Genomic DNA, 15,208 nt, shown 5'->3' on the forward strand with positions numbered 1-15,208 from the left:
TTCCTCACTTTTCAAGATGGATCAGCGCATTAGCTGCTGCATCCTGTTCTGCTAATTTTTTTGATTTTCCATGTCCTTTACCGATCAACTGCCCATCACAAAAGACATCTGTCCAAAAAAGACGTTCATGAGCGGGTCCTTCTTCTTTGACCAGTCGGTAATCAATCACGACATCTCCTGCACGCTGCAGGACTTCCTGCAAACGAGTTTTGTGATCCATCTCATGTGAAAAAGCACCTGCTTTTACTTGAGGAAAAACAACTTTTCTCAAAAATTCATGAACGATTTTCAATCCTTGGTCTAGGTACAAGGCTCCTAAAAAAGATTCGAACAAATCACACAGTAGAGACGCTCGCTTGCGCCCACCTGAGTTCTCTTCACCTTTTCCAAGCCGAATATACTGATCAAAGTGACACTCTTTCGCAAATTTAGCCAAGCTGTCCTCTCTGACGATTGCCGCACGTAATTTTGTTAAACGACCTTCCGGCACTGTAGGAAACTCTTTGTACAAGTATCTTGAAACCAAGAGCTCCAAGACAGCATCGCCTAAAAACTCTAAACGCTCGTTGTCTGACAAATGCAGATTACGGTGCTCATTCACATAAGATGAATGGGTAAATGCCTGTTCAAGCAAACTGACATCATGGAAAACAATATCAAAACGTTCCTTTAATTCGGTTACTAATTGGTTGTCCATTCGATCCATTCCTTTTTTCTATTTATTGACACTCTTACATTATACTGTTTTTTAGTTAATTAGGAAATGATTGTCACGGATTCACTAATATTTCTTTGAAAAATAGCTACTATTTACAGTTGATTTTGTCTAGCAACGCTTCACTGCAAGCAGGGCTTGCTTTAGGTCAGCCGTGGAACCGACGTGAGCCTGCAGTCTCACGACTTTCACTCTTCAAAGAGTCAGTAGCCAATAAAATCGGCAACTGACTCTAATTCATATTGAATTCTACACACGGCGACAACGCAAGCCCTGCTCTCCGTTACGCTGAAAAAATCTTTTTTGATCAAGTAAGTTTCGTTAAAATTGAATGCTCATGTATAATCAGTGAAACGGAACGAAACAATAAGGCTGCGACGTCACCGTGTCCAAGAGCCAATGTGAATTACTGGGACTGGCCGCTTCAGCGATTAGTCCCAGTTTGAAGCTTGTCAAGCTTGAGACTTTAGGCTCAAGGTGGTCTCACGGTCGACAAAAGCAGACTTCATTGTGTAGTGAAGTGACTCAACTTTAAATGGTGGAAAGTCCATGCTGTCTGAATCAAGCTGTTCTCATAGTGAAGCAAAAAAAGAAGACAGCCGTAGCCGTCTTCTTTCTGATTTGATTACCTAAAAAACAAATGGTTCTTAACGAGCTTCTGCAGTAACAGAAACTGTTGCCCATGGATTATGATCAGCGTCATAAGCCCAAGTGAAGTCTTTTACGCGATTTGAGATTGGCAACAATTCATTACGGTAAAGAGTTGGGATAACAAATGCTTCGTCTGCTGCATATGCTTGCCATGCGTCGAACGCTTCTTTACGTTTTGCATCGTCAAATGAATCTGTTGAGTCGATCGCTGCTAACAATTCAGTGTTTTCATCAGATTCGAAACGAGTGTAGTTGAATGCTGAATTTGGACCATATAAACCGGTTGGAGAAGGATCAGAACCTGTACCCCATGCACCTTGGTAAACATCGATCTCTGGATCATCGTTTTCCAATTTGTCATAGAATGCTTGGAAATCAATCAAACGACCAGTTGTATATTCTACATTCAAGCCGATTTCTTTCCATTGTTGCACATAGTAGTCCGCTAATGGTTGGGCAGTTTCGCCACCTGCCATAGAAGCAAAGTTGATTGTCAATGGGTTACCATCTTTATCTTCACGGATACCGTCGCCGTCTACGTCTTCGTAACCAGCGTCATCTAACAATTGGTTGGCTTTATCTAGATCTAGCGTATAGCCTTCCAATGTTTCATCATGCAGAGAACCAAATACTGGTGGGATCAAGGTTGTTCCGTTTGAACGTAGACCATTGTAGAAACGCTCACCGACTGCATTGTTGTCTAAAGCATAACCCATTGCTTGACGCAATGATTTGTCAGCCATTTTAGAATTTTCATCGTAAGCTACTTTTCCATCTTCCCATTTACCTAGTTTGAAACCAAGGTAAGTATAGGCTTGTTCTGGACGACCTAATACTTGGTATCCATCAATTTCTTTGTAGTTAGGGTAAGTGTCTGTTGGCATTGAAAGCAATAAGTCATATTGTTTTGAGTTCATTGCTTCTACACTTGCAGCACTAGTTACACTTCTAAATACCAATTTGTCCAATGGTGGTTGACCATCGTAGTAGTATTCATTTGGTACATATTCTACTGACTCACCAGGAACGATGTTTGTCATGTAGTAAGGACCAAAGACCACTGGGTTTTTACGAAGTGCGTCACTTGATTCCATGTCTGCTACTTCGATACCTTCAAATGTATGTTTTGGTAAAGCTGATGAATACACACCGCCACCTGCTTGCAACATACCTGGGTGAACTTCTTTGTATTGAATCGTTACTGTTTTGTCGTCTTCTGCTGTAATTCCAGAGATTGTCTCTGCGTTCCCAGCATTGTATTCTTCCATACCAACGATATTTGTAAAGTTATCATCATAACGAATACCTGCGTAGTCTGCATGACCGATGACTTCGTAAGAGAAGATTACATCCTCTGCTGTTACGTCTTCACCATCAGACCATTTTAGGTTGTCACGTAAAGTAACCGTTGCTGTGTTGTTGTCTGGATCTAATTCCAGATTTGCTGCACCGCCGTCTACGATCTTGAAGTCTGAATCTGTTAAGAACAAACTTTCGTTACTTGGAAGCATGAATTGTGCATCATAGTTGTCTTTGTAGAATTCTGTTAAGAATAACCCCTGGAATTGTGTATCCATTACTACGCCGACTTCTAGTGTGCCCGCTTCGACTGTGTCTTCATCATTTTCTACCTCGATCGGTAGTCCTGTGATGTCTTCAGTTTGTGTTGCATCATTACCACCATCTGATGATGATGTGCCGCCATTGCCACATGCTGCTAAAGCTAAAACCGACAGCAAAGTGATTGTACCTAGAACTGATTTTTTCATTCTATATCCTCCCTTTTTTTATCCTAATCGTTGACGGGCATCTGCTGAACGCTTTAATGCCTGACCAACATAATTTATACTCAACATCAAAACTAAAATAAGAATCGATGCAGGTAACCAAATCCATTGTCTATTAACCAACACGTCACCACTTCTTGCAAAACCGATCAGTGTACCCAAACTCGGTACATTGGAAGGTAAACCAAAACCTAAGAAAGTCAGGGTCGTTTCAATACCGATATTTGCCGCAAAGTTCATTGTCAAGTTTGTGATAATCAATGAGCTCAAATTAGGCATAATCTCGCGGAACATGATCACAAAATCATTTGTTCCTAATGTTTTTGATGCACTTACGTAATCACGACGACCTTCTGACAAGGTTTTACTGCGGAACAGCCGTGCTTTTGCTACCCAATAAAAGGCACTCATGATCCAAATAAATGACCAAATCGTGTAACGAGGAATGATCGAAACAAAAACGATGATGATCAGCATGATCGGTAAAATCATGATGAAATCAACAATACGCATCAAAATGTTGTCGATCAGACCACCGTAATAACCAGAAATAATCCCTAAACCTACCCCAACGATCGATGTAATGATCGTGATCGAAAAACCGATTAGGATAGAATTTTTTGCACCTATAATCAATTGTCCAAAGATATCTCGACCACCTTCATCTGCTCCCAGCAAATATTGGGTGCCATTCATAGAGATCGAGCCTGGACGTGCATACTTATCCAAGATACTGACATACATGACCTGATCCTGATCTAGGATCACAGAGCCAATAAATACGAACAATAGAATTGCTACCAGCAGAACCAAAGAGAAGATCGCCATCTTGTCTTTCAAAAATTCACGAACGATCATTCTAAATCCCATAGGTGGGATACTTTCCTGCATCAAGTCTTTTTCTTTCTTTTCAGCCATTTTTCTATCCCCTCCTACTGAATTCTGATTCTTGGATCGACAATACTCATGATGATATCAGAAAGCAATGTCCCTACCAATGAAGCAATTCCTAAAATCAAGGTCAAGGCCGTAATGACTGAATAATCCCGTTGGACGATACTGTCAATAAACAAATTCCCGACTCCTGGATATGAGAAGATCTGTTCAATAACTACAGAACCCGCAATCAGAGAAGTGATCTCATAACCCATCTGGGAAGCAATCGGCAAAGCGGCATTTCTAAAGATATGTCGAGAAAATACGCGGTTTGTCGGTACCCCTTTAGAACGAGCTGTTTTGACGTAATCTAGAGATTTTGAATCGATGACTTCATTACGCAGATACTGGATCGTCACTGAAGTCGACAATAGCGCTCCGGTAATTGACGGCAAAATCATATGATAAAGCCGGCTCCAGAATCTATCCATTCCTGCAACCCCTGGCGCAACAGATCCGCTTGTTGGGAACCAACCCAAACGATAACCAAAAATAAACAAAGTGATCAACGCAAAGATAAACAATGGTACAGCAAAACTGAAGAAGTTGTATACAACCACCGTTTTGTCTAACCATGAATCTTGATATCTACCTGCAAGCATCCCTAAAGGAACAGCAATTAGGTAAGTAATAATGACGGTCAACAAAGACATCCACAAGGTATTGCTAATCCGATTACCGATCAAGGTTGCTACGGGTAATTTATATAAGAAACTGCTCCCAAATTCACCCTGCAAAGCATTCCCGACCCAACGGAAATACTGTTCGTACCACGGATCATTCAAACCGGCTGTTTCACGCATTCTTTCGATCACGGCCGGATCCTGGTTTGGATTAATCAATCCAGTAAAGGGATCCCCCGGCATCGCTTGTGCGATCAAGAAAATCAAAATACTTAAAATAATCACTTGAGGAATCATAAAAATCAAACGACGTAGAATTGTTTTCCACATTAGTTTACACCCCCGTTTTTCAATGCTACTTTGTGTGTACTAGTCAGTTCAGATAAGTCGTAGACACGACCGACTTCATCAAAGTAGTCTTTGTGGTTGGTTGTGTATTCTTGTTCAACTAAACGACGTGTTTCCTTGTGTTGTTCCCGGTTCTTCACGTCGATCTGAGGAATCGCAGAAAGCAAGCGCTTCGTATAGATGTGCTGCGGATTCGTATAGATATCTTTTCTGCTACCAATCTCCACAAAACGACCTTTGTACATGATTGCGATGTTGTCACACATGTGTTTGACGACACCCAAGTCATGGGAGATAAATAAATAACTCAAACCAAATTCTTCCTGGATTCGTTTCATAAAGTTCAATACCTGCGCCTGAACAGACAAGTCCAAGGCTGAAACTGGCTCATCGGCAACGATCAGTTTCGGATTAGAAGCAACGGCACGAGCCACGCCCAAACGCTGACGCTGACCGCCTGAGAATTCATGTGGATATTTGTAAAGTGCATCCTCTGGCATCCCAACGATATCTAGCAAACCTTTCACGCGCGTTTTTTCTTCCTGATCACTCAGGCGTTCAAAGTTACGCAAAGGTTCAGCGATAATGTCCAATACACGCTTCTTAGGATTCAAACTAGACATGGAGTCCTGAAAAATCATTTGAACATCTTTGTTGTAATTCATTTTTTTACGAACAGAGCTTTTGGTGATGTCATTTCCTTCATAAAGGATCTCACCATCTGTTACTTTTTCCAAACCAACGATCGCTTTTCCAGTCGTTGATTTTCCAGAACCTGATTCGCCAACCAGTCCATAGGTTTTCCCTTTTTCAATGACAAAGTCTACACCGTCTACGGCATACACATAGTCAGTGACACGATTGAAAAAGCCGCTGCGAATCGGATAATGAACTTTTAAATTGTTGATTGTGATAAATTCCGACATTTAAACTGCTCCTTCTTCGTCTCTAAAATGGAAATGCTTGTAGCACGTGCAACGGACCAAGTGATCCGGAGCCACTTCATGGAGAGTTGGATTCTCTTCATGCGCCTCTTCAGGGATCCAAGGAATCCGTGGTGCAAAACGACAGCCGTCACGTTTCATGTTTTTCAACGACGGAACGACGCCTTCGATCACATGCAATTCACTCTCTTGATCGTCTTCTTGTGGAACAGAATTCAAGAGTGAACGTGTATACGGATGTTGTGGATTACTGAAAAGCTCTTCTGCAGTAGCCACTTCAACAAATTGACCACCATACATGACAGCTACGCGATCCGCCATTTCCGCAACAACACCTAAATCGTGGGTAATCAGGATAATACCGGATTTTGTTTCTTCTTGGAGGTCTTTCAGCAAGTCTAAAATTTGCGCCTGAATCGTTACATCCAAAGCAGTGGTCGGTTCATCCGCAATCAGGATCGGTGGTTTGCACGCAATGGCGATCGCAATGATCACACGTTGACGCATCCCACCTGAAAGCTCATGAGGATATTGACGACCCACACGTTCAGGATTCGGGATTCCGACTTGATTCAACAGCTCGATTGCACGTTTTTGACGTTCTTCAGGTGACATAGATGTATGATAAGACAAACCTTCTTTGATTTGGTCTTCAATTCGCATCAAAGGATTCAATGCAGACAATGGATCCTGGAAGATCATCCCAATATCATTGCCTCGAATCTTGTTGTAAAGTGTTTCGTTTAAGTTGGATAGGTTCAAATCTTTGTAAAGTATTTCCCCAGTGATTTTTGTGTTCAATGGATCGTGTAGACCCATGATCGTTGTTGCTAGGGTACTCTTTCCACAACCAGATTCTCCTACGACCGCTAAGATCTCATTGCGATTTAGTGTAAAAGACACATCGTCTACAGCATCAAAGTACTCGTCTTTGATCCGGAAACTGGTATGCAGATTTTGAACATCTAATAATTGATTATCTGCTGACAATCTCTTTTCCCCTCTCTGATTTTAAAAGTTGCCATTCAAAATATTCGAAAAAAAATCGCGAGAACACCCCATTTTAAAGGGAATTCCCCCTATTTTCTCAAGGTAGTATAATATTTTCTTAATAATTATATAGAATGAGGTATTGATTTGCAAGCATTAGAATGAACTTGTCTTTCCTCAAAAAGGATTTTATTGAACAAACATAATGCAGATTCTTGTCAAATCAGTCTTCGACCTCGATAAAAAAATTTTTCTATAATCATTTTCTATCAAAAGTATCACGACTACTAACTTTTGCTTTAATCACCCAAAAAGGAGGTTCCTAAACAGCTTTGTCAGAACGCCCCTACAAACAGAATCAAAAAGAAGATGATTGAAACCTTCTGTAAGAAAGTTCAATCATCTTATCATGTCTAAGCTGAATGGCTAGTAATATAGTCGACTGCGGCACCGACTGTTTGGATTTGTTCTGCATCTTCATCAGAAATCTCTGTCCCAAACTCTTCTTCTAATTCTAGGACAAATTCCATCACACTAATAGAATCCGCATGTAAATCGTCTTTAATACTCATGGAATCATTCACTTGATCTGCTGCCACTTCAAAGTGGTTGGCGATCACATTGGCTACTTTCGTAAATACTTCTTCACGCATCAATTGCCTTCACCTCCACGCTTTTGATCCAATCTTAAAAAGAACTACGCTATATTCTACGATTTTATTTGCTATTTGTCTAGCCTTTTTTTGCATTTTCGTAACAATGATTGCATTCTCGTTACACGATCGCTTTATTTCGCGCTTTGTTCTTCAAATTTATGAACCAACTTGCCGACTACATCCGTCTCCAGCATCGTGTGGATCTGACGGATCGTGGTAGCAACCGCCTCAGGTCCTGTTGATCCATGTGTCTTGATCACAGGAGCTTTTAGACCAAATAAAACAGCCCCACCATACTTGGCATAATCCATCTCATCTTTTAAGCCTCTCAAGGCGTCTTTCAGCAAGAGTGCACCGAGTTTCCCTTTGACACCTGCACCTAAGATCGATTTTTTTAATAAACTCATGATGTTCAATGCCGTTCCCTCGATTGATTTCAGTACAGCATTTCCCGTAAAGCCATCTGTCACAACTACGTCAGCAACGCCATTCAAAATTTCTCTCGCTTCAACGTTTCCAACAAAATGGATATCTGGATCGTTTTCCAGTAGTTCAAAGGCTTTTTTCGTTACTTCACTACCCTTAGTCTCTTCAGTTCCGTTGTTCAGCAGTCCAACACGAGGTTTCGCGATCCCGCGAACATTCTGTGCATAGAAGGTACCCAAGATACCGTACTGAAGCAAATGCTCGGCTTTGTTCTCTGCGTTCGCGCCAAGATCCAGCATGTCGAATCCTTTGTCTTCGCCAACCACTGGCATGGTGGACATCAAGCCTGGACGCTCGATCCCTTTGATCCGACCTACAATAAAGAGACCTGCTGCCAGCAACGCACCCGTGTTACCTGCTGAAAAAATCGCATCCGCCTCGCCGCTTTTTACTGCTTGGGCCGCCAAGACCATCGAAGCTTGTTTCTTGCGCCGAATCGCTTTGACTGGTTCATCCTCACTGGCGATCTTTTCATCAGTGTGGATGATTTTGATGTTTTTATCATCGGTCACATATTTTTTTATTTCTGTTTCTTTTCCATATAATTGAAACTCAATATCAGGAAATTCTTTTCGAGCGATCATTACTCCTTCTACAATTGCTTGAGGCGCATTGTCGCCTCCCATGGCATCTACGGCAATTCTCATGCGTGTATGCACTCCCTTCTCTTATTCGTTCCTAGTATAGCATATTCTGCTAATCGAAAAATTGCTTTTCTGCTTTTTCCAAATGCTCCGCTAAGGCCGCATATTCCGGCAACAGCTGCCACTGTTTCTTTTGCCAAAGCTGCTGCGCTTCTGTCCGGGCAACTTCTAAGATATGTGCATCTGCGACCAAATCCCCAGCCGCAAATTCTGGCAGACCTGATTGACGGAACCCAAAGACTTCCCCCGGGCCACGAAGCTCCAGATCTTTTTCACTCACGACAAAACCATTCGTTGTTTCAGTCATGATCTTCATCCGCTCTTTTCCTGTCTCATTCTTAGGATTCGCGACCAGAATACAATAAGAAGCCTCCGCACCACGTCCGACACGTCCCCGCAATTGATGCAATTGAGCTAAACCAAAACGATCCGCATCAATAATCAGCATGATCGTGGCATTTGGTACATTGACACCTACTTCGATTACTGTTGTAGAGACCAATACTTGACTTTGATTGTTTTTGAATGCTTCCATGATCGCGTCTTTTTCTGTATTTTTCATTTTCCCATGTAACAAGCTGACGTTAAATTCTGGAGCAAAAAAATCTTGAAGCTCTTCATAGATCGCCGTTGCATTTTGGACATCCAACATTTCTGATTCCTCAATCAACGGACAAATCACATACATTTGATGCCCGGTAGCCAATTCCTTGTAGGTCCATTCCAATACCTGTTCGAGCTGTGGCGGTTGGATCCAGCGGGTCTCGATCGGGATTCGTCCAGCTGGCATTTCGTCAATGATCGACACATCCATTTCACCATAAGCCGTGATTGCCAAGGTACGCGGGATCGGAGTAGCAGTCATAAACAAGACATCTGGCTTGAAGCCTTTTTCTCTTAACACGCGTCGTTGATTGACACCGAAGCGATGTTGCTCATCGGTAATCACCAAACCGAGGTTGGCAAAATCCACGCCTTCTTGAATCAGTGCGTGGGTACCAATGATCACGTCGATCTCGCCATTGACCAGCTCTTCCAAAATCAGTCGGCGTTCCTTAGTTTTCGTTGAACCTGTCAGCAGGGCTGTCCGAATCTCTAGTGGATCAAAAAGCTGATTCAAACTCTCGAGATGCTGCTGTGCCAAGATCTCTGTCGGCACCATCAGTGCTCCTTGAAATCCTGCAGTCACTGCCGCATACAAAGCGACCGCCGCCACGACCGTCTTGCCACTTCCGACATCCCCTTGTAACAAACGCTGCATGTGTTTGGGGCTACGCAGGTCATGGCAGATCTCATTGGTGACACGCTTTTGTGCCTTAGTTAGCTCAAAAGGTAGGGAATGCGTAAAGTTTTTTAAGCGCTCCACATCGTAGAGCACCGCAATCCCATTGCTTTCTGCTTTTTCTGCCTGCTTCAATCCTTGGATTCGCATTTGAAAAAGAAAGAACTCTTCAAAAACTACCCGTCGCTTGGCTTGATGATGCTGCTCGCGATCCTCTGGAAAATGCATGGCATACATCGCTGCTTTTCTTGATAGCAAACGGTATTTTTCCAGTAAACTCAACGGCAGATTTTCTTCCACATCGTCTCCGTACTTTTCAAAGCCTTGACGAATCAGATCGATCAAGGTGCCTTGACGAACTGATTTGTTCACATGATAGATCGGGGCAAAATCCCCCTGACTATTGTCTCCAAGAATCTTCATGCCCATCAATGCTTTGCGTTTGGCATCCCATTTTCCATACACAGCGATATCTTCTGACACTTCGACTTTGTCTTTTAAATAAGGTTGATTAAAAAAGGAAACATTAAAGACATCGTGGTCTTGCATCATTCGAAATTGCAAACGTGATTTTTTATAACCAAAACGGCTGACGACTGCCGGCGATACCACCGTTCCTTTGATCGTTACTTTCTCCTGATCATTGATCTCAGCTAAATTCCGCTCCTGGATGTCATCATAACGGAAAGGATAGTAGGTCAACAGATTTTCAATCGTTTCGATCCCTAACTCCGCCAGATTTTGCGCGCGTTTTTCTCCGACACCCGCTAAAACAGTCACTGATTGCTGCAACATGCTCCTTCCTCCCTTCTTCAAAAAGAGCCTGGTTCGAGTAATTCGACCAAGCTCTTTGTCTATGCCTACGCACTATAATCAAATACGCAAATAATGAATCATTTATTCTGCTGAGAATAAATATGGATATACAGGTTGATTCCCCATATGGATTTCAATTTCTAAGTCTGAATCAAGTTCAAGCAAAGCTGCTTCTAATTGATCCGCTTCTTTTTGAGAACCCTCTTCTCCGATGATGATCGTAATGATCTCCGTGTCTTCTGTCAGCATTTTTTTCAAGGTTTCTAATGAGACATCCAATGAGTCTGATTGAGAAACGACGATTTTTCCATCGATCATTCCTAGGAAGTCGCCTTCTTTGATTGCAATTCCATCGATACTTGTGTCTCGGATCGCGTGAGTCACGGAACCGCTGATCACACTTTCCAACATCTCAGTCATCGCCTCTTTGTTCTCTTTCAAACTCAACTGATCGTTGAAGGCCAACATTGCTGTCATTCCTTGTGAGATCGTACGAGTCGGTACAACCGCTACAGGAACATCCGCCACTGCTGCTGCCTGATCCGCAGCCATGAAAATATTTTTGTTGTTTGGCAGAACAATCACATGATCCGCATTGACTTCTTTGATCGCTTTCAAAATATCTTCAGTACTAGGATTCATCGTTTGTCCGCCGCTGATCACATAGGATGCGCCTAGACTGGTGAATAGTTCTTGTACGCCACTACCGGCAGCGATCGCAATAATTGCAAAAGGTACTCGTTGTTTTTTCTGTGGTACTGCTTGTTCGTCATGCTCCAAGATCGTTTCGTGTTGCACACGCATGTTGTCCACTTTAATTTTGACTAGCGAGCCGAATTTTTGACCGTAATTCATGACTTCACCAGGATACTCTGTATGCACATGAACTTTGATGATCTCATCGTCATTGACTACCAACAAAGAGTCACCTAGCTCATTCAAGTAATTACGGAATGTATCATAGTCAAACTCACTATCGACTGTCGGACCGTCACCAATTTTCACCATGATCTCTGTACAGTAACCAAAAGTGATATCTTCCGTCGCCATCTGTCCTTGGACACTGCGATGATGCTCTGCATTGACTAACTCATCCATTGCTGCAGGAGTAACAAAATTTTCTTCCATTACATATTCACCGTTCAAGACACTTAAGAAACCTTCATAGATGAATAGTAGCCCTTGGCCGCCACTGTCGACCACGCCAACTTCTTTCAAGACCGGCAATAAATCTGGTGTTTTGTCCAATGCACGTTTGGCACCTTTGACGACCGCTGTCATCACTGCAACACAATCGTCTGTTTTGGCTGCTTCGCGCTCACCAAATTCAGCTGCTACACGAGCAACTGTTAAAATCGTTCCTTCTACTGGTTTCATGACTGCTTTATAGGCAGTTTCTACTCCATGAGTAAATGCTTTAGCCAAATCCTGTGCTGTCAATGTTTCTACTGTCGGGATCTGTTTAGCAAATCCACGGAACAATTGAGACAAGATAACGCCAGAATTTCCCCGCGCACCCATCAACAGACCTTTTGATAAATGGTTAGCCAGTTCGCCTACTTTTTCTGATGTAGCATCAGCGACTGCTTTTGCACCACTGGTCATTGACAAGTTCATATTCGTTCCAGTATCCCCATCGGGAACCGGAAAAACGTTTAATGAATTGACAAATTCTGCATTTTTTTGTAGACGATCGGCGCCAGCCTGAACCATTTCCTGAAATTGACTTGCGCTAATATTCGTTACTTCCACTGATAAATCCTCCTTAAGATCAACCGCTGAATTCCTCAGCTTGTTATCTGCCTCCTAATCAGGCAATACTCGTACACCTTGAACAAAAACATTCACTGAATTTGCTGCAACACCTAACATTGTTTCAAGATTGTATTTGACTTTTTCTTGTACATTACGAGACACTTCTGAGATCTTCGTTCCGTAACTGACGATCGTATACACATCTACCGCAATACCATTTTCTTCCTGGCGAACTACTACACCACGTGAATAATTCTCTTTGCGCAGGATTTCATTGATGTTGTCTTTGATTTGTTTTTTGCTTGCCATACCTACGATACCAAAAACATCCGTTGCAGCACCGCCAACGACTGTCGCAATGACTTCGTTTGAGATTTCAATCGTCCCAGATGACGTTTTGATTTTTACAGCCATGATAAAGCCTCCTTGATTCTTTTAGTGTCATAAAATTTTAGCTTGATCAGAACGCCGTATACCATCCCGCTAATCCAAGTTTTTGATCGACGAAATGGGCATCCTCAACAGACTATAGGTCTATTTTCTTCTATAGTATTCTAACATAGCTACCTTGTAAATAAAAGAAGCCCGTCCTTAATTCAAGGGGAAATCTATTAAAAAGGAGCTTTGCAACCTTGTATAATTTACAATGTTCTCGCAAAAAAGTCAATGAATGAAAGAAAATATACTTGCAAAGAGACGTATTTTATGATAAATTCATCTAGTATGAGCCGATTTTCAATGCTCCCATATCAAGGCAAAAGGAGGAAATAAACAATGGCAAAAGTTTGCTACTTTACTGGTCGTAAAACATCTAGTGCGAATAACCGCTCTCATGCGATGAACGCTACAAAACGCACAGTTAAACCTAACCTACAAAAAGTTCGTGTATTAATCGACGGAAAACCTAAAAAAGTTTGGGTTTCAGCTCGTGCTTTGAAATCTGGAAAAGTTGAGCGCGTTTAATCAAAACACACAGTAACCAACCGTTCGCTGATCGAACGGTTTTTTTCTGTCTAAAGTTTGAAAATCTGCGACATCAGTTGCTGAACAAAAAAAGATCCGAACAACAGAGAGATTGTTCCTGCTAGCTAGCGGGTATTCGTCGCACATTCATTCGAATGAGCGCCTCTTCTTTTCTGTCGTTCGAATCTTTTTTTATTTTGACTTCTTTCATTTATACTGTCTGATCCACCACTTGAAACAGACCATCCCTTAGTTCAATGGTTTGAGGAATAAACAGCAACGAATTCAGCACGCGACAAATGATTGCCAACCCCTACACTTTCCCCAAACGAACCGCCAGCTCACCTTCACAAAAACGATAAAACACATTGTTCCCAAGAGTTTGTAAGCGAGGATCACTCTCGCCATGAGATTTATATAGCTCCAGCGCTTCCTTTGCATCCTCCAAATATCCAGTCTTAGTAAACAGATGAATAATCGAAATCAGAAACTCATCAACAAAGCGGTACTGATCCTGTTTTGTTCGTTTTTGTTTTTAAGCTTTTGATACATCTGTTTGTAAAGTCCTTTGATTTCTTCATGTGACAAGAGAAAATGATAGTAGGAAAAGAGAAACAATTCGTAATTGGTCCAGGAAGCTACTTTTAGAATATAGTCTCTCAAGATCTGCTTGTGTTCATCAAGAACAATTGAAGGACCTCTTTTTTCAAATTCCACGATGATCTGCAAATGCAGGTATTTTTCTTTTCCTGTCTCCTGATATTTTTTCTCCCATATTTCAATAAATCGCTTTTGCTCAATGCGATTGTTGCCCTGTCCCAAACGTGTTGCTTCAAGACCAAATTCAGATAGTAGATAATCAGCGATTCGTCACCTTGAATAAAAAACTCATTGAAGCTTACATGTAGACGATCCAGCAATTCAACGAAGTTATACAAAGAAATATTGGAATGTCTATTTTCAAAATTACTCAAAAATTGATAGGAAACAATCCCTTTGGCCGTCTCTCTCAAGGTCATGCCTTTTCCTTCTCTTAATTTTTTAAACTGCGCCCCGTATCCTTTCATGTCCAACACCCTTTTCATCCCAAAACTCTATTTTTGTTCAAATATCATACATTTTTATAAAAATAGCCAGATTTTTCATAAAAAAACATCTTTTATAGACAAATCTTCTATTCTGGATTTCTTCAGCTATACTAACGATAGAATCAAAAAAAACATTGCAATGATAACGATTCTCACTACATTCACACAAAAAAGGAGACACCCTATGAACATAGTATATCTTATCTTAAAACTCACCGTTATCTTAGTCACGATCATCCTACTTCAACGCAAGGGCAATCCAGAAATGAAAGTCAGCGCCGCATTTATCGCTTTCTCTCTTCAGTTTGCCATTAGTGTTTTGCTTGGTGTTTCTGAACTGTTTATCTCATTAAACGACATGCATATCTTTACTTATATAGACATCGCCGTTGTGCTAGGTGGACTTTTTATCGTTGCTTATTCTTGGCTGGGCTATAAAACATCGACCACATCGAACTAAATAGCACCGGAACAAACAAAAAAAGCGATCAGAATTTCGACTACAGTGTCCTTCTAATCGCTTT

The 15,208-nt window shown here is 41.6% G+C and carries 14 protein-coding genes and 1 pseudogene; 2 read left to right on the plus strand and 13 right to left on the minus strand.

Translation table 11 applies throughout. The annotated features are described in order from the left end of the window. Positions 1-4: 4 nt before the first annotated feature. The 11 genes from rnc to ACWODM_RS05930 form a co-directional block, all read right to left on the minus strand. Positions 5-697, minus strand: coding sequence for a ribonuclease III (gene rnc / locus ACWODM_RS05880; protein ID WP_455320449.1), 693 nt, complete (start codon positions 695-697; stop codon positions 5-7). A 665-nt stretch (positions 698-1,362) separates the two neighbouring features. Next, a complete protein-coding gene (locus ACWODM_RS05885; RefSeq protein ID WP_455320450.1) occupies positions 1,363-3,135 on the minus strand; it encodes an ABC transporter substrate-binding protein in 1,773 nt (590 codons plus the stop codon). Between the two features lie 18 nt (positions 3,136-3,153). After that, the gene (locus ACWODM_RS05890; protein ID WP_455320451.1) at positions 3,154-4,071 is read right to left on the minus strand and encodes an ABC transporter permease; all 918 of its coding nucleotides are present in this window, start codon (positions 4,069-4,071) and stop codon (positions 3,154-3,156) included. A 14-nt stretch (positions 4,072-4,085) separates the two neighbouring features. Then, positions 4,086-5,042 carry an oligopeptide ABC transporter permease gene (opp4B, locus tag ACWODM_RS05895; protein ID WP_455320452.1) on the minus strand — a complete coding sequence of 319 codons (957 nt, stop codon included), beginning with the start codon at positions 5,040-5,042 and terminating at the stop codon, positions 4,086-4,088. Continuing rightward, the gene (locus ACWODM_RS05900) at positions 5,042-5,986 is read right to left on the minus strand and encodes an ABC transporter ATP-binding protein (RefSeq protein WP_455320453.1); all 945 of its coding nucleotides are present in this window, start codon (positions 5,984-5,986) and stop codon (positions 5,042-5,044) included. Before ACWODM_RS05900 ends, opp4B begins: the two co-directional genes overlap by 1 nt. Continuing rightward, positions 5,987-6,994, minus strand: coding sequence for an ABC transporter ATP-binding protein (locus ACWODM_RS05905; RefSeq protein WP_455320454.1), 1,008 nt, complete (start codon positions 6,992-6,994; stop codon positions 5,987-5,989). Positions 6,995-7,407: 413 nt separating this feature from the next. Next, positions 7,408-7,650: an acyl carrier protein gene (gene acpP / locus ACWODM_RS05910; RefSeq protein ID WP_455320455.1), complete on the minus strand. Its 243-nt coding sequence runs from the start codon at positions 7,648-7,650 to the stop codon at positions 7,408-7,410. Positions 7,651-7,781: 131 nt separating this feature from the next. Further along, positions 7,782-8,783: a phosphate acyltransferase PlsX gene (plsX, locus tag ACWODM_RS05915; RefSeq protein ID WP_455320456.1), complete on the minus strand. Its 1,002-nt coding sequence runs from the start codon at positions 8,781-8,783 to the stop codon at positions 7,782-7,784. A 49-nt stretch (positions 8,784-8,832) separates the two neighbouring features. Continuing rightward, on the minus strand, positions 8,833-10,857 hold the full coding sequence (recG, locus tag ACWODM_RS05920; RefSeq protein ID WP_455320457.1) for an ATP-dependent DNA helicase RecG: 2,025 nt from the start codon (positions 10,855-10,857) through the stop codon (positions 8,833-8,835). A gap of 102 nt (positions 10,858-10,959) precedes the next feature. Next, entirely contained in the window at positions 10,960-12,630 is a 1,671-nt protein-coding gene (locus ACWODM_RS05925; RefSeq protein ID WP_455320458.1) for a DAK2 domain-containing protein, read from the minus strand. 54 nt (positions 12,631-12,684) lie between these two features. Beyond that, positions 12,685-13,047: an Asp23/Gls24 family envelope stress response protein gene (locus ACWODM_RS05930; RefSeq protein ID WP_455320459.1), complete on the minus strand. Its 363-nt coding sequence runs from the start codon at positions 13,045-13,047 to the stop codon at positions 12,685-12,687. 360 nt (positions 13,048-13,407) lie between these two features. Here ACWODM_RS05930 and rpmB point away from each other — a divergent pair, with 360 nt between their 5' ends. Next, positions 13,408-13,596 carry a 50S ribosomal protein L28 gene (gene rpmB, locus ACWODM_RS05935; RefSeq protein ID WP_016173549.1) on the plus strand — a complete coding sequence of 63 codons (189 nt, stop codon included), beginning with the start codon at positions 13,408-13,410 and terminating at the stop codon, positions 13,594-13,596. Positions 13,597-14,079: 483 nt separating this feature from the next. Here the strand turns inward: rpmB and ACWODM_RS05940 are convergent, their stop codons facing one another. Both ACWODM_RS05940 and ACWODM_RS05945 read right to left on the minus strand, forming a co-directional pair. Then, positions 14,080-14,418 (minus strand): Rgg family transcriptional regulator, encoded by a 339-nt coding sequence (locus tag ACWODM_RS05940; protein WP_455320460.1) that lies wholly within the window; start codon positions 14,416-14,418, stop codon positions 14,080-14,082. Between the two features lie 74 nt (positions 14,419-14,492). Then, positions 14,493-14,681, minus strand: a pseudogene (locus tag ACWODM_RS05945) (helix-turn-helix domain-containing protein); the annotation flags it as partial. A gap of 187 nt (positions 14,682-14,868) precedes the next feature. Between ACWODM_RS05945 and ACWODM_RS05950 the strand changes: the two are divergent. Continuing rightward, on the plus strand, positions 14,869-15,144 hold the full coding sequence (locus ACWODM_RS05950) for a hypothetical protein (protein WP_455320461.1): 276 nt from the start codon (positions 14,869-14,871) through the stop codon (positions 15,142-15,144). Positions 15,145-15,208: the final 64 nt, after the last annotated feature.

Source organism: Enterococcus olivae (assembly GCF_053760925.1).

Coding starts and splice junctions, on each gene's coding strand:
- rnc (WP_455320449.1), bottom strand. CDS start 697: ATGGACAACCAATTAGTAACCGAATTAAAGGAACGTTTTGATATTGTT.
- ACWODM_RS05885 (WP_455320450.1), bottom strand. CDS start 3,135: ATGAAAAAATCAGTTCTAGGTACAATCACTTTGCTGTCGGTTTTAGCT.
- ACWODM_RS05890 (WP_455320451.1), bottom strand. CDS start 4,071: ATGGCTGAAAAGAAAGAAAAAGACTTGATGCAGGAAAGTATCCCACCT.
- opp4B (WP_455320452.1), bottom strand. CDS start 5,042: ATGTGGAAAACAATTCTACGTCGTTTGATTTTTATGATTCCTCAAGTG.
- ACWODM_RS05900 (WP_455320453.1), bottom strand. CDS start 5,986: ATGTCGGAATTTATCACAATCAACAATTTAAAAGTTCATTATCCGATT.
- plsX (WP_455320456.1), bottom strand. CDS start 8,783: ATGAGAATTGCCGTAGATGCCATGGGAGGCGACAATGCGCCTCAAGCA.
- recG (WP_455320457.1), bottom strand. CDS start 10,857: ATGTTGCAGCAATCAGTGACTGTTTTAGCGGGTGTCGGAGAAAAACGC.
- ACWODM_RS05930 (WP_455320459.1), bottom strand. CDS start 13,047: ATGGCTGTAAAAATCAAAACGTCATCTGGGACGATTGAAATCTCAAAC.
- rpmB (WP_016173549.1), top strand. CDS start 13,408: ATGGCAAAAGTTTGCTACTTTACTGGTCGTAAAACATCTAGTGCGAAT.
- ACWODM_RS05950 (WP_455320461.1), top strand. CDS start 14,869: ATGAACATAGTATATCTTATCTTAAAACTCACCGTTATCTTAGTCACG.